Origin of the sequence: Burkholderia sp. MBR-1, from assembly GCF_013822785.1 — a bacterium.
In the GTDB taxonomy this organism is placed as follows: Bacteria; Pseudomonadota; Gammaproteobacteria; order Burkholderiales; family Burkholderiaceae; genus Burkholderia; species Burkholderia vietnamiensis.
The window spans coordinates 1,815,093-1,834,602 of sequence record NZ_CP053609.1; the positions used below are offsets into that span (position 1 = coordinate 1,815,093).

The 19,510-nt window shown below is 67.1% G+C and carries 14 protein-coding genes and 3 tRNA genes; 10 read left to right on the forward strand and 7 right to left on the reverse strand.

The genetic code is table 11. From position 1 onward, the window contains the following. The first annotated feature begins 181 nt into the window (after positions 1 to 181). Positions 182 to 268, forward strand: a tRNA-Leu gene (locus MBR110_RS08350). 107 nt (positions 269 to 375) lie between these two features. Here the strand turns inward: MBR110_RS08350 and MBR110_RS08355 are convergent. After that, entirely contained in the window at positions 376 to 606 is a 231-nt protein-coding gene (locus MBR110_RS08355) for a membrane protein (protein ID WP_043291101.1), read from the reverse strand. Between the two features lie 352 nt (positions 607 to 958). On the opposite strand from MBR110_RS08355, the gene MBR110_RS08360 reads away from it, so the two are divergent. Next, on the forward strand, positions 959 to 1,957 hold the full coding sequence (locus MBR110_RS08360; protein ID WP_059734868.1) for a 2-dehydropantoate 2-reductase: 999 nt from the start codon (positions 959 to 961) through the stop codon (positions 1,955 to 1,957). A 222-nt stretch (positions 1,958 to 2,179) separates the two neighbouring features. On the opposite strand, the gene MBR110_RS08365 is transcribed toward MBR110_RS08360, so the two are convergent. After that, positions 2,180 to 2,632: a MarR family winged helix-turn-helix transcriptional regulator gene (locus MBR110_RS08365; RefSeq protein ID WP_059568338.1), complete on the reverse strand. Its 453-nt coding sequence runs from the start codon at positions 2,630 to 2,632 to the stop codon at positions 2,180 to 2,182. A gap of 62 nt (positions 2,633 to 2,694) precedes the next feature. Further along, positions 2,695 to 3,840, reverse strand: a complete 1,146-nt coding sequence (locus MBR110_RS08370) for a glycerate kinase (protein ID WP_059560066.1) — start codon at positions 3,838 to 3,840, stop codon at positions 2,695 to 2,697. A gap of 425 nt (positions 3,841 to 4,265) precedes the next feature. On the opposite strand from MBR110_RS08370, the gene tig reads away from it, so the two are divergent. The 7 genes from tig to MBR110_RS08405 all read left to right on the forward strand — a co-directional run bounded on the left by tig (position 4,266) and on the right by MBR110_RS08405 (position 13,063). Beyond that, positions 4,266 to 5,612, forward strand: a complete 1,347-nt coding sequence (tig, locus tag MBR110_RS08375; RefSeq protein ID WP_011885078.1) for a trigger factor — start codon at positions 4,266 to 4,268, stop codon at positions 5,610 to 5,612. A 140-nt stretch (positions 5,613 to 5,752) separates the two neighbouring features. Continuing rightward, on the forward strand, positions 5,753 to 6,406 hold the full coding sequence (gene clpP, locus MBR110_RS08380) for an ATP-dependent Clp endopeptidase proteolytic subunit ClpP (RefSeq protein WP_011885077.1): 654 nt from the start codon (positions 5,753 to 5,755) through the stop codon (positions 6,404 to 6,406). Positions 6,407 to 6,567: 161 nt separating this feature from the next. Then, positions 6,568 to 7,839 (forward strand): ATP-dependent Clp protease ATP-binding subunit ClpX, encoded by a 1,272-nt coding sequence (clpX, locus tag MBR110_RS08385; protein WP_011885076.1) that lies wholly within the window; start codon positions 6,568 to 6,570, stop codon positions 7,837 to 7,839. A gap of 197 nt (positions 7,840 to 8,036) precedes the next feature. Next, on the forward strand, positions 8,037 to 10,460 hold the full coding sequence (gene lon, locus MBR110_RS08390; RefSeq protein WP_011885075.1) for an endopeptidase La: 2,424 nt from the start codon (positions 8,037 to 8,039) through the stop codon (positions 10,458 to 10,460). A gap of 205 nt (positions 10,461 to 10,665) precedes the next feature. After that, positions 10,666 to 10,741 (forward strand) — tRNA-Val (locus MBR110_RS08395). Between the two features lie 23 nt (positions 10,742 to 10,764). After that, a tRNA-Asp gene (locus MBR110_RS08400) sits at positions 10,765 to 10,841 on the forward strand. A gap of 287 nt (positions 10,842 to 11,128) precedes the next feature. After that, positions 11,129 to 13,063 carry a SurA N-terminal domain-containing protein gene (locus MBR110_RS08405; protein WP_059734866.1) on the forward strand — a complete coding sequence of 645 codons (1,935 nt, stop codon included), beginning with the start codon at positions 11,129 to 11,131 and terminating at the stop codon, positions 13,061 to 13,063. A gap of 158 nt (positions 13,064 to 13,221) precedes the next feature. Here MBR110_RS08405 and MBR110_RS08410 read toward each other — a convergent pair whose 3' ends face one another. Further along, complete coding sequence (locus MBR110_RS08410) at positions 13,222 to 13,899, reverse strand: arylesterase (protein ID WP_059734864.1); 678 nt, start codon at positions 13,897 to 13,899, stop codon at positions 13,222 to 13,224. Here MBR110_RS08410 and MBR110_RS08415 point away from each other — a divergent pair. Beyond that, complete coding sequence (locus MBR110_RS08415; protein WP_045579003.1) at positions 13,898 to 14,611, forward strand: ABC transporter ATP-binding protein; 714 nt, start codon at positions 13,898 to 13,900, stop codon at positions 14,609 to 14,611. The two genes, MBR110_RS08410 and MBR110_RS08415, sit on opposite strands and share 2 nt — an antisense overlap. A 64-nt stretch (positions 14,612 to 14,675) precedes the next feature. Here MBR110_RS08415 and pgi read toward each other — a convergent pair whose 3' ends face one another. The 3 genes from pgi to MBR110_RS08430 form a co-directional block, all read right to left on the reverse strand. Then, positions 14,676 to 16,298, reverse strand: a complete 1,623-nt coding sequence (gene pgi / locus MBR110_RS08420; RefSeq protein ID WP_059734863.1) for a glucose-6-phosphate isomerase — start codon at positions 16,296 to 16,298, stop codon at positions 14,676 to 14,678. A gap of 111 nt (positions 16,299 to 16,409) precedes the next feature. Continuing rightward, positions 16,410 to 17,948 (reverse strand): bifunctional ADP-dependent NAD(P)H-hydrate dehydratase/NAD(P)H-hydrate epimerase, encoded by a 1,539-nt coding sequence (locus MBR110_RS08425; protein ID WP_011885070.1) that lies wholly within the window; start codon positions 17,946 to 17,948, stop codon positions 16,410 to 16,412. A 53-nt stretch (positions 17,949 to 18,001) separates the two neighbouring features. Continuing rightward, entirely contained in the window at positions 18,002 to 19,303 is a 1,302-nt protein-coding gene (locus tag MBR110_RS08430) for an FAD-dependent oxidoreductase (protein WP_034195349.1), read from the reverse strand. Positions 19,304 to 19,510: the final 207 nt, after the last annotated feature.

Genomic DNA, 19,510 nt, shown 5'->3' on the forward strand with positions numbered 1-19,510 from the left:
CGAGCGCGGCATTCTAGCACCGCTGTCCGGCAGGCGCCGGCCGGGCAACACAACGCGGCGGAGATCGGGTAGAATCTCGCGCTCGCCTGATCGGGCGTGCCGGTTTCCGAGCCGGCGCGGGATCCGTGGCTGCGTGCGAGACGCATGTTTGCGTGCCGCGCGGTCAGGGCGACAGAAATGCGCGTGAGTGGCGAAATTGGTAGACGCACCAGGTTTAGGTCCTGACGCCCGCAAGGGTGTGCCGGTTCGAGTCCGGCCTCACGCACCACACGTCCGACGCGCTCCTCTCTTGGGGAGCGCCTCAGAAAAGCGCTGCCGGTCTTCTGACCGCAGCGCTTTTTTCATTCCCACGCCGCATCCCCGCCCCGCGCCCGCCTAATCCCAGAAGCTGCGCACCGCGACCGCCACGATCACTGGCACCGAGAACACCAGCGGAATCGCGAAATACTGCGCTTCGCGATCGACGAACCAGTTGTAGATCAACCATCCTGCGCCGATCGCGAACGTGATCAGGCCGACCAGTACGGCGACGATATTCAAAACCAGCTTCGACGGCTGGCGGCGCGCTTTGTCGTTGCTGTCGGGGTCGCGCGGGGACGAGTTCATCTGAAGAGCGGCTGAGCCAGGCAGGGTTAAACGCACAGGAGACCCCATCCGCGCGGATCGCGCAAGGGCCGAGGCATCGCGGCGGTGTATCGTGGGTCAGCGCGCGTGACGAACCGAACGACGCGGCCCGCCCGTCCGGCAGGGCCGCTGCACGATCACAGGGCAGGGCGCCGCGTCTGCGACGTCGAAGCGCCCGCATGCCACCACGCCCCGACGGGAGACGAAGCAGCTTCCGGCAGCACGCCGCGTCGAACCGTTCCCGCCATTTCGCCGCAACCGCGCTTCGACAAATCGTTGTACCCACAACCACCGAGCGTTATGCTCGTCTTCTTCCAGCAGACGGATTCCCCTCATGAACGACACGAATTCAGGGATTGTGCGCGCAGCGGTGGTCGGTGTCGGCGCGATCGGCGGCTTGCTCGCGATGGCGTTGTCGAAAGCCGGCATGACCGTGAGCGCCTATGCGCGCGGCGCGACGCTCGATGCGTTGAACGCGCACGGCGTGCGCGTGATCGACGAAACCGGCGTCGTGTCGTCCGTCCCGGTGCGGGCGAGCGACGATGCGGCCGTGCTGGGCGTGCAGGACTACGTGGTGATCGCGCTGAAGGCCCAGGCGTTGCCGGCGTTGGCGGCGCGCATCGCGCCGCTGGTCGGGCCCGATACGGTGATCGTCGCGGCGATGAACGGGCTGCCGTGGTGGTTCACGCACGGTCTCGCCGGGTCGGTCGACGGCGTGCCGCTCGACGCGATCGACCCGGCCGGCGCTGTTTCGGCCGTGCTGCCACCCGCGCAGGCGATCGGCTGCGTCGTGCACCTGTCGTCGAGCACCGACGCGCCCGGTGTCGTGCGTCGCGGGCGCGGCAACCGCCTGCTCGTCGGCGCGCCGGACCGGCGCCTCGACGCAGCGGCGGCGCGCTTGGCCACCGCGCTCGCCGCGGGCGGCTTCGACGTCGAGTCGACCCCGGCGATCCGTACCGAAATCTGGGCGAAGCTGTGGGGCAACATGAACATGAATCCGCTCAGCGCGCTGACGGGCTCGACGGCCGAGCAGTTGCTCGACGATCCATACACCCAGACGCTCGCGCTGCGGATGATGGAGGAGGCGGCCGCGATCGGCGCGACACTCGGCCTCGATACGGGGATGAGCGCGCCCGAGCGGATTGCCGTCACGCGCAAGCTCGGCGCCTTCAAGACGTCGATGCTGCAGGATTTCGAGGCCGGGCGATCGCTGGAGATCGGGCCGATCCTCGGTGTGTTCCCGGAGCTGGGGCGCAGGCTCGGCGTGCCGACGCCTTATTGCGACGCGGTACTCGGCTTGCTGCGCCAGCGTGCGGCGAACAGCGGGCTATAGCGGGCGAGGGCGCCGCGAACGAACGGGCGCCGAAGCGTGTCGATGCGGTTCGGGAAATCGATCAGTGCTTCGGGGTTTTCGAAGAGCCAAGCCGGCTATGCAACTCGGCGACAAGCGGATTCACTCGAACAGCCGGGAAGGCAGTTGATCGCAATCCGAAGTCAGCCCGCCGCAGGCCGACTACACGCGCGTGAAAATCGATCGCGTGAGTACCCGCCCGTTTCAGTCGTCGCGCTCGGCCGCATGCGTGACGACCTTGTCGAGCAAGCGCTCGAACGTCTGGCGCTCGCTGTCCGACAGGCACGCGAGCAAGCCTTCGTTCCACTTGCGCACGATCGGCATGATCTTCCGATACAGCGCGCGGCCGTCGACGGTCAGCGCGATCAGCACGATCCGCCCGTCTTCGTCGCTTGCGCTGCGTTCGAGCAGCCCCTTGCGCAGCAGCGCCTCCGCCGCGCGGCTCGCCTGACTCTTGTCGAGGTTGGTGTGCCGCGCGAGCTCCATGATCGAAAACGGCCCGAACGCGCCGACTGCGGCGATCACGCGCGCTTCGGGCAGCGAAATGTCGAGCTTGTGCCGATACACGTCGGCGATGCCGCGATCGGATCGCTTCGTGAGTGCATGGAGGCGATAGGTCAGAAACTGATCGAGCCCGGCTTGGCGGCGGCCTTTCATGTCGAATCCTGAAGAAAATGGGCGGGCCCGATTGTTCCTGTATCGCGCGCCCGGGTCAACGGTCAGTGTGCGCCGTACTTCAGCCGTGTCAACTGTTCGGCTTCGTTGGCGAGCAGATTCGCCGCGTCGCGGATCGCCACGTCGAGCGTGATCGGCCCCGGCGCCGGCGAAAAGCACCCGCTGAAATGCTCGGACAGCCGCGTCAGCGCGGCCGGATCGATCGCGCCCGACAGCAGCGACGCCGGCACGCCCGCGGCCCGCGCGTGGCGGCACGCGATGAACGGCGCCTTGCCGTGCAGCGTCTGCACGTCGGAGCGGCCTTCGCCGGTGATCAGCCAGTCGGCGCCGGCGAGCGCCGCATCGAGGCCGATCTGGCGCGCGACGACTTCCGCGCCGGCTTCGAACCGCGCGCCGAGCATGTGCAGCGCGAAACCGAGGCCACCGGCCGCGCCGGCGCCGGCCGCGTCGCGGCAGCGGCGGTCGAGCGCCTGCTCGAGCAGGTCGGCGAAGTGGCCGAGCGCCGCGTCGAGCATCGCGACCTGCGCGGGCGCCACGCCCTTTTGCGGGCCGAACACGGCGGTCGCGCCGTGCGCGCCCGTCAGCGGATTGTCGACATCGGACATCCCGATGAATTCGGCTTCCTTCAGCCGCGGATCGAGCGCCGACGCATCGATCCGCGCGATATCGGCGAGCCGCGCCGGCACCGGTTCGACCGGCTGACCGCCCGCATCGAAGCATTGCAGGCCGAGCCCCGCGAGCAGGCCGGCGCCCGCGTCGTTGGTGCTGCTGCCGCCGAGCGCCACGAAGAACCGGCGCACGCCTTCATCGAGCAGCGTGCGGATCGCTTCGCCCATCCCGCGCGTGCTGCGCGCATCGACCGGCACGCTCATGCCGATCGCGTCCGTGATGCCGACGATCTCCGCCGTCTCGACGATCGCCGTGCGTTCGTCGATCACGCCGACCGACGCGTCGCGCGCCGCGAGCGATGCGCCGGCCACCCGCAACGTGCGCCGCGTGCCGCCGCCGGCCAGCATCGCGTCGAGCGTGCCTTCGCCGCCATCGGCCATCGGGCAGCAGCGCACGACCGCATCGGGGCGGGCGCGGCGGATGCCGGTGGCGATCGCGTCCGCGACCTGCTCGGCAGAAAGCGAGCCTTTGAACGAATCGGGCGCGATGACGACGACAGGCGCGGACGGGTGTTGCGGCATGGTGTCTCCGGAAGGCGTGATTGGTATGAAGAATGGGGCCGCGAGCGCGGCGCACCTTCAATCGGAGATTACAGGATGGCGGGCCGGCGGTGGATACGCGCGCCGGCATAGCGGCGATCCGCGCGCATTGCGCCGAAAGGGCGCGGGCGCCACGGCGGGTATTCACGTACGCAGTGGGGTTCTGGCGGTATGAGGAAAATTGTTTGCTAGAATAGTCGATTCTTCCGGCCAAAGCCGTGCTCCGAGCTGCTTGCGCTAGCCATCCGGCGCGTGCAGGGATGGCGTGGCGCTCCGGCGCGGCGTGGGTTTGTGGCTCACGTAAGGGTTCACATATGTGGCTCACTTCGCGTGACGCACCTCATGCTGCAGGCAGGCACGGCAAGGAAAACCCGATTCGCTCGAATAATTTTAGGACGATTGAAGCCATGGCTAACGTTGTTGAGAACCTCGGCAAGCTTGAACGCCGTGTGACGATTTCCCTGCCGAAGGACACCGTGCAGAAGGAAATCGACGCCCGTATCCAGAAACTCGCAAAGAACGTGCGCATGCCGGGTTTCCGCCCGGGCAAGGTGCCGCTGAAGATGGTTGCGCAGCAGTACGCGGGTCAGGTCGAGGCGGAAGTGCTGAGCGACAAGATCGGCCAGGAATTCTTCACGATCAGCCGCGCGGAAAACCTGCGCGTCGCAGGCCAGCCGAGCTTCGAGCCGAAGCAGGAGCAGGCCGAGGACGCATACGCGTTCGACGCGACGTTCGAGGTGTACCCGGAAGTGAAGATCGGCGATCTGGCGACGGCTGAAGTCGAGCGCTCGACGACGTCGATCGGCGACGCCGAGATCGACCGCACGCTGGACATCCTGCGCAAGCAGCGCGTGCACTACCACGCACGCGGCGAAGCCGGCGAGCACGGCGACGGCGGCGCGGACACCGCAGCGAAGAACGGCGACCGTGTGACGGTCGACTTCGTCGGCAAGATCGACGACGTCGCGTTCCAGGGCGGCACGGCCGAAGACTTCCCGTTCGTGCTCGGCGAAGGCCGCATGCTGCCGGAATTCGAAACCGCGGCGCTCGGCCTGAAGGTCGGCGAAGCGCGCACGTTCGATCTGAAGTTCCCGGACGACTACCACGGCAAGGACGTGGCGGGCAAGACGGCGCAATTCACGGTCACGATGAAGAAGATCGAATGGCCGCACATGCCGGAAATCGACGCCGAATTCGCGAAGTCGCTCGGCATCGAAGACGGCGACCTGACGAAGATGCGCGCCGAGATCAAGGAAAACCTCGAGCGCGAAGCCAAGCGTCGCACGCAGTCGATCGTCAAGAACCAGGTGATGGACGCGCTGCTGAAGATTTCCGAACTCGACGTGCCGAAGGCGCTGATCGAGCAGGATCAGCAACGCCTCGTCGAAATGGCGCGTCAGGATCTCGCCCAGCGCGGCGTGCCGAACGCGAAGGACGCACCGATCCCGGCCGAGATGTTCGCCGAGCAGGCCGAGCGTCGCGTCAAGCTGGGCCTCGTGCTGGCCGAACTGGTGAAGGCCAACGGCCTCGAAGCGAAGCCGGAACAGATCCGCGCCGAAGTCGACGAGTTCGCGAAGAGCTACGAAGACCCGAAGGAAGTGGTCCGCTGGTATTATTCCAACCAGCAGCGCCTCGCCGAGATGGAAGCGTTCGTCGTTGAAAGCAACGTCGTCGAGTTCGTACTGGGCAAGGCAAAGGTGACGGACAAGGAAGTGAGCTTCGAGGCACTCGCGAGCGCATCGGCGCAAGCGTAAGTGTCGCTCTAGCGGCGTGCCGGCTGTCGGAGCGACGGCCCGCACGCCGTTTTTACGTCAAGCGCACGGTTGCCATTAATATGGCAATTGAGCGGGCGGCTTCCCTCCGTTCAATTTTCCAATCGAACAAGGTTCATTGAATGATCACTCGCGCTGAATTGCTGGACATGCTTGCTTCGAATGCGCCGCAGGGTTTCGAGGCGCAAGCGCTGGGGCTGGTGCCGATCGTCGTCGAAACGAGCGGCCGCGGCGAGCGTTCGTACGATATCTATTCGCGTCTCCTGAAGGAGCGCCTGGTGTTCATGGTCGGCGAAGTCAACGACCAGACGGCGAACCTGGTGGTCGCGCAACTGCTGTTCCTGGAGAGCGAGAATCCCGACAAGGACATCAGCCTCTACATCAACAGCCCGGGCGGCTCGGTGTCGGCCGGCATGGCGATCTACGACACGATGCAGTTCATCAAGCCGGACGTGTCGACGCTCTGCATGGGCCTCGCGGCCAGCATGGGCGCGTTCCTGCTCGCGTCGGGCGCGAAGGGCAAGCGCTTTGCGCTGCCGAATTCGCGCGTGATGATCCACCAGCCGCTCGGCGGCGCGCGCGGTCAGGCGTCGGACATCGAAATTCAGGCACGCGAAATCCTGTACCTGAAGGAACGGTTGAACAACCTGCTCGCGCAGCACACGGGCCAGGACGTCGAGCGCATCGCGCGCGACACCGACCGTGATAACTTCATGTCGAGCGACGACGCGAAGGCGTACGGGCTGATCGACCAGGTGCTGTTGAAGCGCCCGTGAGCTGAAGTGGGGTGCCGCCCCGATTCGCGGCGCCCCCGCACTGTCCGGCGCCCCTGAGCATCTGCGGCAAGCGCATCCGGCCGGCTCCGGTCGCGCCCTAGGCGCGGCGTTCGGAGCAATCGGCGTATCATGTCATTTACCTGTCCGGAGGCTCTACATTCATGGCGGACAAAAAAGGTTCGAACAGCGAGAAGCTGTTGTATTGCTCGTTTTGCGGCAAGAGCCAGCATGAGGTGAAGAAACTCATCGCGGGCCCGTCGGTGTTCATCTGCGATGAGTGCATCGACCTCTGCAACGAGATCATTCGCGACGAGGCCGCTGCGGCCGGCGTCGAGGCCAGCCTGTCCCGGTCGGATCTGCCGAGCCCGCAGGAAATTCGCGACATCCTCGATCAGTACGTGATCGGCCAGGAGCGCGCGAAGAAGATCCTCGCGGTGGCCGTCTACAACCACTACAAACGGCTGAAGCATCTCGACAAGAAGGACGACGTCGAGCTGTCGAAGAGCAACATCCTGCTGATCGGCCCGACGGGCTCCGGCAAGACGCTGCTCGCGCAGACGCTCGCGCGGTTGCTGAACGTGCCGTTCGTGATCGCCGACGCGACGACGCTGACCGAAGCCGGCTACGTCGGCGAGGACGTCGAGAACATCATCCAGAAGCTGTTGCAGAACTGCAACTACGAGGTCGACAAGGCGCAGCGCGGGATCGTCTACATCGACGAAATCGACAAGATCAGCCGCAAGTCGGACAACCCGTCGATCACGCGCGACGTGTCGGGCGAGGGCGTTCAGCAGGCGCTGCTGAAGCTGGTCGAAGGCACGATGGCGTCGGTGCCGCCGCAGGGCGGCCGCAAGCATCCGAACCAGGATTTCATCCAGGTCGACACGACCAACATCCTGTTCATCTGCGGCGGCGCGTTCGACGGTCTCGAAAAGGTGATCACCGACCGTACCGAAAAGACGGGCATCGGCTTCGGCGCGTCGGTCAAGAGCAAGCAGGAACGCGACGCCGGCGAAGTGCTGCGCGAGACCGAACCGGAAGACCTGATCAAATTCGGTCTGATCCCCGAATTGATCGGCCGTCTGCCGGTGGTGGCGACGCTCGGCAAGCTCGACGAAGCCGCGCTGATGAAGATCCTCGTCGAGCCGAAGAACGCGCTCGTCAAGCAGTATCACAAGCTGTTCGCGATGGAGCGCGTCGAGCTGGAAATCCGGCCGGCCGCGTTGCAGGCAGTCGCCCGCAAGGCGATCCGCCGCAAGACCGGCGCGCGCGGTTTGCGTTCGATCATCGAACAGGCGTTGCTGGACGTGATGTACGAGCTGCCCACGATGAAAGGGGTCAGCAAGGTCATCATCGACGAGAACGTCATCGATGGCGACGGCAAGCCTTTGTTGATCTATGAGGACACGCCGAAGGTGGCGGGTTCGAACTGACCGGCTTGCCGACGATGTTCTGCGAAAAAGGCCGTTCATGAGACCGTGGGCGGCTTTTTTTCGTTTATCTTGTGGGTAACTCTGACTCGATACGCGGTGGTTACTTTCTTACCGAATATTTCCCGCACTTGAAGGCTTGCAATTCGTTGTGGCGGCCTCAATTACCGAACAATTGATTCCACTCATGGGGAAATGAAATGTCAGGCACCCAACTTCTTCCGCCGGAACGCATCACGCTCCCGCTGCTGCCGCTGCGGGATGTCGTCGTTTTCCCGCACATGGTGATTCCGCTCTTCGTGGGCCGGCCGAAATCGATCAAGGCCCTCGAAGCAGCGATGGAAGGCGGCAAGCACATCATGCTCGTCGCGCAGAAAACCGCGGCCAAGGACGAGCCGACCGAGAAGGACATGTACGAGGTCGGCTGTATCGCCAACATTCTGCAGATGCTGAAGCTGCCGGACGGCACCGTGAAGGTGCTCGTCGAGGGGCTGCAGCGCGCGAAGGCGTTGTCCATCGAAGAGCAGGAGACGCAGTTCTCCTGCGAAGTGATGCCGCTCGAGCCCGATCATGCCGACAGCGCGGAAACGGAAGCGCTGCGCCGCGCGATCGTGTCGCAGTTCGACCAGTACGTGAAGCTGAACAAGAAGATCCCGCCGGAGATCCTCACGTCGCTGTCGGGCATCGACGAAGCAGGCCGTCTCGCGGACATGATCGCCGAGCGTCTGCCGCTCAAGCTCGACCAGAAGCAGCACATCCTCGAGATGTTCCCGGTCATCGAGCGTCTCGAGCACCTGCTCGCGCAGCTCGAGGCGGAGATCGACATTCTCCAGGTCGAAAAGCGCATCCGTGGGCGCGTGAAGCGTCAGATGGAAAAGAGCCAGCGCGAGTACTACCTGAACGAGCAGGTCAAGGCGATCCAGAAGGAACTGGGCGAAGGCGAAGAGGGTGCGGATCTCGAGGAACTCGAGAAGCGCATCAACGCCGCGCGCATGCCGAAGGAAGCCAAGAAGAAGGCCGACGCCGAGCTCAAGAAGCTGAAGCTGATGTCGCCGATGTCTGCGGAAGCGACCGTCGTGCGCAACTACATCGACACGCTGATCGGCCTGCCGTGGCGCAAGAAGAGCAAGGTCAACAACGACCTGTCGAACGCCGAGCAGGTGCTCGACGAGGATCACTTCGGCCTCGAAAAGGTGAAGGAACGCATTCTCGAGTACCTCGCGGTGCAACAGCGCGTGGACAAGGTGAAGGCGCCGATCCTGTGTCTCGTCGGGCCTCCGGGCGTCGGCAAGACGTCGCTCGGCCAGTCGATCGCGCGTGCGACGAACCGCAAGTTCGTCCGGATGGCGCTCGGCGGTGTGCGTGACGAAGCCGAGATCCGCGGTCACCGCCGCACCTACATCGGCTCGATGCCGGGCAAGATCCTGCAGAGCCTGGCGAAGGTCGGCGTGCGCAATCCGCTCTTCCTGCTCGACGAAGTCGACAAGATGGGGATGGATTTCCGCGGCGATCCGTCGTCGGCGCTGCTCGAAGTGCTCGATCCGGAACAGAACCACACGTTCGCCGACCACTACATCGAAGTCGACTTCGATCTGTCGGACGTGATGTTCGTCGCGACGTCGAACTCGCTGAACATCCCGCCGCCGCTGCTCGACCGGATGGAAGTGATTCGTCTGTCGGGCTATACGGAAGACGAGAAGGTCAGCATCGCGCAGCGTTACCTGCTGCCGAAGCAGAAGAAGAACAACGGTCTGAAGGACGGCGAGATCGAGGTCACCGAGCAGGCGATCCGCGACATCATCCGCTACTACACGCGCGAAGCCGGTGTGCGTTCGCTCGAGCGGGAAGTGTCGAAGATCTGCCGCAAGGTCGTGAAGATGCTGCTGCTGAAGAAGGCGTCGGGCGCGATCAAGGTCGATGGCGAGAATCTCGATACGTTCCTCGGCGTGCGCAAGTACGACTTCGGCCTCGCGGCGAAGGAAAACCAGGTCGGTCAGGTGACGGGCCTCGCGTGGACGGAAGTCGGTGGCGATCTGCTGACGATCGAAGCCGCGGTGATGCCGGGCAAGGGCAACGTGATCCGCACCGGTTCGCTCGGCGACGTGATGAAGGAGTCGGTCGAGGCAGCGCGTTCGGTCGTGCGCTCGCGTTCGCGTCGTCTCGGCATCAAGGACGAAGCGTTCGAGAAGCAGGACATTCACATCCACGTGCCGGAAGGCGCGACGCCGAAGGACGGTCCGTCCGCCGGCGGTGCGATGACGACCGCGCTGGTGTCGGTGCTGACGGGCATTCCCGTGCGTGCCGACGTCGCGATGACGGGCGAGATCACGCTGCGTGGCGAGGTGCTGCCGATCGGCGGGCTGAAGGAGAAGCTGCTGGCTGCGCATCGCGGCGGCATCAAGCTCGTGCTGATTCCGGAAGAGAACGTGAAGGATCTCGCGGACATTCCGGACAACGTGAAGAACGCGATCGAAATCGTGCCGGTCCGCTGGATCGACAAGGTGCTCGAACTCGCGCTCGAACGTGCGCCGACTCCGCTGCCGCCGGAAGAAGAGGCGAAGGCTGCGGCACCGGTCGGCGAGGCGGCGAAGGATGCCGGCTCGACGGAAGTGGTCAAGCACTGAGAACCTGAACGCCGTCGCTGACGGCAATCGACGAAAACCCGCGGCGTGTCCGCGGGTTTTTTATCTGCGGCGGTATCGCGCGTCGCGCGCCCCGTTGAAAAATTTCGCGCGTGGGCTTGGCAAAGTGATCTGGAATGAATTAAACTCGCAGGCTCGCTGGTTGTTGATGCCGAAACGCAGATCGCAACTAGAACGAATCGGGAACGGGTGCTTAGCTCAGCTGGTAGAGCGGCGCCCTTACAAGGCGTAGGTCGGGGGTTCGAACCCCTCAGCACCCACCAGTTTCACGATTCAGCCAGACCAAGGAGCGGTAGTTCAGTCGGTTAGAATACCGGCCTGTCACGCCGGGGGTCGCGGGTTCGAGTCCCGTCCGCTCCGCCAGAAAATGAAGAAGCCCGCCTCGTGCGGGCTTTTTCATTTTTATTTTCGGCGGTGCCCGCATGCGGGCACGTGACTGCGCGGCTTCCGGGGAGACGCGAAGGGTTGCGCGTGCACGCGCAGCCGCGGCCTGCAGGATGTAGGCGAGTCCCGTCCGCTTCGCCAGAAGATGAAGAAGCTCGCCTCGAGCGGGCTTTTTAATTGGCAACGCCGTTCGCACGCCTGCGATTTTTCCCGTCCCACCCCGTATGTTGTAATATCGGTCGTTTTGTCCAATTTTCCCGTCACGCATGCTCGATTTCTTCCGTAATCACCAGCGCCTGATGATGGCGCTCCTGCTCCTCATCGTGTTGCCGGGGCTGGGTTTCGTCGGGATCCAAGGTTTCCGCGGCTTCTTCGACGACAGCGCGAACGTCGCAGCGGTCAACGGACACAAGATCACGCGGGTCGAATTCGACGGCGCGTTCCGCCAGCAGATCGACCAGGCGCGCCAGGCGCTCGGCGGGCAGTTCGACATCAAGATGTTCGATACGCCGGAGCATCGCAAGCAGGTGCTCGACGGCCTGATCCAGCAGCGCGTGCTCGCCGACGAAACGCAGCGCCTGCATCTGACCGCGTCCGACAACGCGGTGCGCGACGCACTGATGAGCGACCCGATGATCGCGTCGCTGAAGAAGCCCGACGGTACGATCGACGTCCAGCGCTACGCGCAGCTGCTGTCGTTCCAGGGCATGACGCCCGAGCAGTATCAGGAACGTGTGCGCTACAGCCTCGCGCTCCAACAGATTCCCGCGAGCATCGTGTCGAGCGCGTTCACGCCGAAGGGCCCGGCCCAACGCCTGTCGGAACTCGCCGCGCAGCAACGTGAAGTGCAGGCGCTCGTGCTGAAGTCGAGCGACTTCGCGGCGAAGGTGCAGCCGACCGACGCGCAGCTCACCGCCTACTACGACGCGCACAAGCAGAGCTTCGCGACGCCGGAAACCGCGACGATCCAGTATCTGGTCTATTCGCCGGCCGCGGCTGCCGCGAGCGCGCAGCCGACCGACGCCGACATCAAGAAGTTCTACGACGACAACCCGACGCACTTCCGCTCGGAAGCGCAGGTGCGCATCAGCCACATCTTCATCGCCGCGGCGAGCAACGCAAGCGCAGCCGACAAGGCGGCCGCTAAGGCGAAGGCCGAGCAGCTGCTGGCCGACGTAAAGGCGCATCCCGACCAGTTCGCGCAAATCGCGCAGAAGAGCTCGCAGGACGCGCCGTCGGCGGCGAAAAGCGGCGATCTCGGCTTCATCACGCGCGGCTCGACGGCGGGCGGCAAGGCGTTCGACGATGCCGCGTTCGCGCTGAAGCAGGGCGAGGTGAGCGGTGTCGTGGAGTCGGACCTCGGCTTCCACATCCTGAAGGCGACCGAAGTGAAGCCGTCGGTGGTCAAGCCGTTCGCGGACGTGAAGGATCAGATCGCAGTCGACCTGAAGCAGCAGTACGCAGCGAAGGCCTTCACGGACAACGCGGAGGGCTTCACGTCGACCGTCTACGAAAAGGCGAAGTCGCTGCAACCGGCCGCCGACAAGTACAAGCTGACGATCCAGACGGCCACCGTCACGCCGACGCCGAATCCGCAATTGCCGCCGACGAGCCCGCTGAACAATCCGAAGTTCCTCGCGGCCGTGTTCGCGAGCGATTCGGTGAAGAGCCGCAACAACACGCAGGCGGTCGACGTGGGCAACAACACGCTGATCTCGGCGCACGTGGTCGACTACAAGCCGGCCGCCGTGCCGGCGCTCGACGCGATCAAGGACGTGGTGCGTCAGAAGGTGGTCGCCGAGCAGGCGGCCGAGCTCGCGAGGAAGGACGGCGCGGCGAAGCTCGCCGAGCTGCAGAAGTCGAAGTCCACCGACGGCTTCACGCCCGCGCAGAAGGTGTCGCGCACGCAATCGCAGGGGCTGACGCCGGCCGCGCTGAGCGCCGTCTACAAGGTCGATTCGAAGACGCTGCCGGCGTACGTCGGCGTCGATCTCGGTGCCGATGGCTACGCGATCTATCGCGTGAACGCGGTGATTCCGGGCACGGCCGTCGATCCGCAGCAGCTCGCGGCCGCGCAGCAGCAGATGGCGCAGGTCGAAGCGCAAAGCGAAGGCGAGGCGTATCTCGCCGCGCTGCGCGATCGCTCGAAGGTCAAGCTGTACGGCACCACGCAGAGCCCGTCGCAGGACAGCGGCAACTAACTGAGCCGACGGCGGCGGCGCGTTGAAGCGCCGCTCGGCCGCCGGCAAGCGAAACGCCTCGCTCGCCGGTCAGGCTCACAATGACAAGAAGCCCCGCATCCGCGGGGCTTCTTGCATTTGGGCGATCGTGGTCGCGACCGCGCCAGCGACCGCGCCGCTCAACCGCGCGGCGTGCCGAGCAGCGGCTTCAGCGTCGGCCACACGTTGTCGAGCAGAACCCGCTGCGCCTGTTCGCCGGGATGCATCTGATCCGACTGGAACATCTCCGGCTTGTTCTCGATGCCGGCCAGCAGGAACGGCACGAGCGGCACGCCGAGTTGCTTCGACAGGCGCGTATAGACCGCGTGGAATTTCTGCGTGTAGTCGGGCCCGTAATTCGGCGGCACGTACATGCCGACCAGCACGACCTGCGCATGCGCGCGTCGCGCAGCGGCGATGATGTCGCGCAGATTCTGTTCGGTCGTCGCGACCGGCACGCCGCGCAGCGCATCGTTCGAACCGAGCTCGACGATGACGATCGACGGCTTGAGCCGTTGCAGCACGGCGGGCAATCGCGCGCGTCCGCCGCTCGTGGTGTCGCCGCTGACGCTTGCGTTCGCAACGCTATAATCGATTCGCTCGGTCGCGAGCCGTTGCCGCAGCAACGCCACCCAGCCGGTGTCGCGCGGCAGCCCGTACTCGGCCGACAGGCTGTCGCCGAGCACGACGAGCGTGGGCCGGCCCTCAGGTGCGGCCGGCGCGGCGCTCGCCGCGCGCGCGGGCACGGTCGCTGCGCACAATGTAGCCAGCAGCGCGGCGAGCGCCGTGCGCCTTTTCCAGCGGAATGTCGTGTCCATGTTCAAGATTACCGATCCGATCATCGAAGTCCGAGACGTGTGCAAGCGGGTTGCCGACGCAAGCGGCGAGCTGACGATACTCGACGGCATCACGCTGACCGTGCGACCCGGCAGCAGTCTCGCGATCGTCGGCGCGTCGGGGTCGGGCAAGTCGACGCTGCTCGGCCTGCTCGCCGGGTTGGACAGCGCGACGAGCGGGACGGTTCGCCTGCTCGGCCGCGCGCTCGAGCAGCTCGACGAGGACGAGCGCGCCGCGCTGCGCAGCGGCGCAGTCGGGTTCGTGTTCCAGTCGTTCCAGCTGATGCCGCATCTGACGGCGCTCGAAAACGTGATGTTGCCGCTCGAACTACAGGGCGGCATCAGCGCGCGCGACGCAGCCGCTCGTGCGCGCGCGCTGCTCGTGCAGGTCGGCCTCGGCGAGCGCACCGCGCATTATCCGAAGCTGCTGTCCGGCGGCGAGCAGCAGCGCGTCGCGCTCGCGCGCGCGTTCGTCACGCAGCCGGCGATCCTGTTCGCCGACGAGCCGACCGGCAGCCTCGACGCGGCCACCGGCCACGCGGTCATCGACTTGATGTTCGAGCTGAACCGCACGCACGGCGCGACGCTCGTGCTCGTCACGCACGACGCCGAGCTCGCCCGGCGCTGTACCACGACGGTGACGATCGAAGCCGGACGCATCGTCGTGCCCCATACTGCCCAAAGCGGCGCCTGAACGCGCGCCGGCCGCACCGAGGCGCTGAGCCCCGGTGCGGCCGGTACGCGCGCAGGCGATGACGTCAGCGCTTGAGCGCGGCGCGTGCGCGTTCGATCAGCGCGGTCGTCGACGAGTCGTGCTTCGCGGGATCGACCGAGTCGGCCGACAAATCGGCTTCGACCACCTTGCCGAGGATCTTGCCGAGCTCGACGCCCCATTGATCGAACGGATTGATATCCCACACCGTCGCCTGTACGAGCACCTTGTGCTCGTACAGCGCGATCAGCGCGCCGAGCGTGCGCGGCGTCAGCGCGTCGACCAGCAGCGTCGTCGTCGGCCGGTTGCCGGGGAACGTCAGATGCGGCGCGAGCGCTTCCTCGCCGGGGCCGGCGATCTTGCGCGCTTCGTCGAGCGTGCGGCCGAGCATCAGCGCTTCGCTCTGCGCGAAGCAGTTCGCGAGCAGCTTCGGATGATGGCTCGCGAGCGGATGCTCGGGCGTCAGCACCGCGATGAAGTCGATCGGCACGATCGTCGGGCCCTGATGCAGCATCTGGAAGAACGCGTGCTGGCCGTTGGTGCCCGGCTCGCCCCACGTGACGGCCGACGTCGGGTAGTCGACGAAGGTGCCGTCCAGGCGCGCCGACTTGCCGTTGCTCTCCATCTCGAGCTGCTGCAGATACGACGGCAGGTAGTGCAGCGCTTCCGAATACGGCGCGACGAGATAGCTCTGCGAGCCGAAGAAGTTGCGATACCAGATGCCGATCATGCCCAGCAGCACGGGCAGGTTGCGCTCGAGCGGCGCTTCGCGGAAATGGCGGTCCATGTCGTTCGCGCCGGCGAGCAGTTCGTCGAACTGGTCGGGCCCGACCGCGATCATGATCGACAGGCCGACCGCCGACCACAGCGAATAGCGGCCGCCGACCCAGTCCCACATTTCGAACACGTTGTCCGCCGCGATGCCGAACTTGACGACTTCGGACGGGTTCGCCGACACGCCGACGAAGTGCTTCGCGAGCGCATCCTCGGGGCAGCCGCGCGCGATGAACCAGTCGCGCAGCGAGCGTGCGTTCGTCATCGTCTCGAGCGTCGTGAAGGTTTTCGACACGATGATCGCGAGCGTTTCTTCCGGATCGACCTGCTCGAGCACGCGCGCGAGATCGGCGCCGTCGACGTTCGACACGAAGTGGGTCGAGATGTCCGGCGTCGCGACGTGATGCAGCGCGTGCGTGACCATCTTCGGCCCGAGATCCGAGCCGCCGATGCCGATATTGATCACGTGGCGGATGCGCTTGCCGGTATGGCCTGTCCACGCGCCGCTGCGCACGGCGCGCGCGAAGCTCGCCATCTTCGCGCGTTCGGCGCTGACCTGCGCGTGGAACGGGGCGTTCGGATCGGTCGCGCGCAGCGCCGTATGCAATGCGGCGCGGCCTTCCGTCGGGTTGACGACGTCGCCGGCGAACATCGCGTCGCGGCGCGCTTCGACGCGTGTGTCGCGCGCCAGTTGCACGAGCAGGCGCAGCGTGTCGTCGTTGATGCGATTCTTCGAGAAATCGGCGGCGAGGCCGCCGCCGGCGATCGTGAAGCGTTCGGCGCGGGTCGGCGCGCGATCGTTTTCGGGTGCGAACCAGTCGCGCAGCCGCGCATGGCGGATCTCGGCGAAGTGGGATTGGAGGGCAGTCCAGGCGGGGAGCGAATTCAGCGTCATGGCGGTTCGAGTGAAGCGTGAATCGGGAGGAATGCCGCGCCGGCGCATCGCGATCGCGAGGCCGGCGGACGAGCGGGCCCGCCGTGCGGCGGGGCACCCAGTATAGCGGCGTTATATGTCCGCGCGCGGCGACGGGTAAAAAAGGCGATTGATCAGCGTGCGCACCATCGGCGCGAGCTCGCCGGCGGTGAGGCCGGCCGGGCCCGTGCCGCTCGCGGTCAGCGTGTCGGCCGCGAGGCCGTGCAGGTAGACGCCGGCCAGCGCCGCTTCGTACGGCGCGACACGTTGCGCGAGCAGCGCGCCGATCAGGCCGCCGAGCACGTCGCCGGTGCCGCCCGTCGCGAGCGCCGCGTTGCCGGTGGGGTTGATCGTCAGGCGTCCGTCGGGTGCGGCGATCACCGTGCCCGAACCCTTCAGGACGACGATGCTTGCATAGCGGGCGGCGAGCGCCTGCGCCGCGGCCAGCCGGTCGTGCTGCACCGACGCGGTGTCGCTGCCGAGCAGCCGTGCGGCCTCGAGCGGATGCGGCGTCAGCACGCACGCGCCGTCGCGCGCGGCGACGGCGGCCGCGAGATCGGCGTGCGTCGCGACGAGGTTCAGCGCATCGGCGTCGAGCAGCGTCGCGGCGCCGTGCGCGAGCACGCGGCGCACGAGCGCGGCCGCCGCGTCGCGGGTGCCGAGGCCGCAGCCGGCGGCGATCGCGGACATCGCATCGAGATCGACGCCGTCCGCCGGATGCAGCATCAGCTCGGGAAACGGCGGGTCGTACGGCGGCGCGCCGGTGCCGAGAAAGCCCACGTGCACCTTGCCGGCGCCGGCGAACAGCGCCGCGCGCGCGGCGAGGATCGGCGCGCCGCACATGCCCGTGTCGCCGCCGATCACCGCGAGGCTGCCGAACGTGCCCTTGTGCGACGCGAACGCGCGCGCGGGCAGGGCGGCGGCGAACCGCGCGGGCGCGTTCAGCACGACGGCCGGCGCAGCCGGCGGCGCGACGTCGAGCGACGCGATCTCGATGGCGCCGGCGAGGTCGCGGCCGTCGCCCGTGTAAAGGCCCGGCTTCGCGCCGATGAAGGTGAGCGTATGTGTGGCGACGACCGCGGCGCCGGCGCCGACGATGCGCCCGGTGTCGCTGTCGAGCCCGCTCGGCACGTCGAGCGCGAGCACCCGGCCGCCGCTGCGCGCGTGCGCGGCGATGCGCTCGGCCTGGGCGGCGAACGGGCCGTCGAGCGCGCGCGCCAGGCCGATCCCGAACAATCCGTCGACCACCCATGCGTATTCGTCGAGCGACGCGGGCGGCTCGGTCGACAGCGGCACGCCGGCCGCGCGCGCCAGCCCGAGCGCCCATTGTGCGTCGTCCGGCTTCACGGTCACGGGCATCCAGGCGTGGGTCGCGACGCCGAGCTGCTGCAGCTGCGCGGCGGCCACCAGCGCGTCGCCGCCGTTGTTGCCGGGGCCGACCGCGAACCACACCGGGCGTTCATCGTCGGTCATTCGTTCGGACAGCCAGCGGGCGGCGGCCGCGCCGGCGCGCGCCATCAGCGTATGCGGCGGCAGCGTGGCCGTCGCGGCGGCTTCGGCGGCGCGCAGATCGGCGACGCGCAGCAGGGCGATCGGAGCGGCGGCGAGGGGCGGGTGGGCAGTGGTGGTCATCGCGGGGTCGAGGTGCGGAACAAGGAGCCGCCCCGGACGTCGGCCCGCGGCGGTCAGGTCGTGAAGCGTGCGGCGCCGAGCGCCGCGAGCGTGTCGGCGGGCCATTGCTGCGCGGCGCCGCCCAGATAGTCGGTCACCACTTTAGCAGAGCCGCACGCGAGCGCCCAACCGGCCGGGCCGTGCCCGAAGTTGACGAATACGCGCGGATGCGCGGTCGGACCGACGACCGGCAGGCCGTCCGGCGACAGCAGCTGGGTGCCTTGCCACGACAGCGCGGCCGAGATACGCGCGGCGCCCGGCACCCAGTCGTGAACGGCCTGGCCGAGCAGGGCGAGCGCGGCTTCCGACAGCGGCTCCGGCAGCGGTTTCGCGGTGTCGGCGCTGCTTTGCAGCACGGCGCCGCCGCCCACGCGCAGCCGCTGCTGCGTGCGCGTGATCGAGATCCGCTTGATCGCGTCGACGACGCACAGGTGCGGCGCATGTTCTTCGTATGCGACCGGCGCGGTCAGCGTATGGACGCGCACCGGATGCAGCGGCAGCCGCCAGCCGAGGCGCGCCAGCAACGGCAGGCTGCCGGCGCCGGCGGCGACCACGACTGCGTCGGCCGAAATCACGTCGACCTCGCGCGCGTTCGCCGCATGCCGGCCGTCGGCCGGCGCGAGTTCGACCGCGGCACGCCCGGCGTCGGCGCGGATCGCGGCGACTTCCGCGCCGAAGCGGAACTGCACGCCGTGCTCGTCGAGCGCCTGCTTGACCAGTTTCGCGAACAGCGGGCAATTCCCGGTGCGCTCCGTCTCGAACAGCACGCCGCCCGCGAACCGCGGCTCGGCCGGCACCGACGGCTCGAGCGCCGCGCAGGCGTCGGCGTCGAGCACGCGGTATGGCTGGTCGAGCGTGCGCAGCAGGTCGAGCGCGGGCTGCAGCGCGTCCCAGTCGCGCGCGTCGCGCACGACGTGCAGCACGCCCGATTTCTGTTCGTATTCGAGCTGCAGGCGCGCCTCGATGTCGGCGACGGTGTCGCGCGCCGCGTCGATCAGCGGACGCAGCCGCCCGTACTGCGCGGCGAACGCGTCGGGCTCGCGCAGCGCCGCGAGCTGCTTGACGAAGCGGCGCACGCCGCCGTTGAAGCCGGGCTTGTACAGGATGCCGGTGTCGCGCGGCTGGCGCTGGCGCATGAAGGTCGGGCCGAACCAGACGTCGAGCGGGCTCGGCAGCAGCGTGCCGCCGTCGCCGTAGGTGGCGCCCTGCGCGACGGTCGCGTGACGTTCGACCACACACACGCGATGGCCGGCCGCACGCAGCTGGTAGGCGGTGGCGACGCCGCTGATTCCGCCGCCGATGACGATGACATCCATGGATTGCTTCGATGACGGCGGCACGCGCCGCCCGATGAGAATTCGCTGACGGGCCGCCGGCCCGGGGAACCGGGAATGATAGCGCCAAAATCGCGGCAACCGGCGCGTACGCGCCGTCCGGTTCCGCCAACCGGGCGCGGCCGCGCATCCAGTGGGTCGGCCGGGGGCCGGCCGGGGCCGCCCGACGGCCCGGCAGGCCCGACCGCG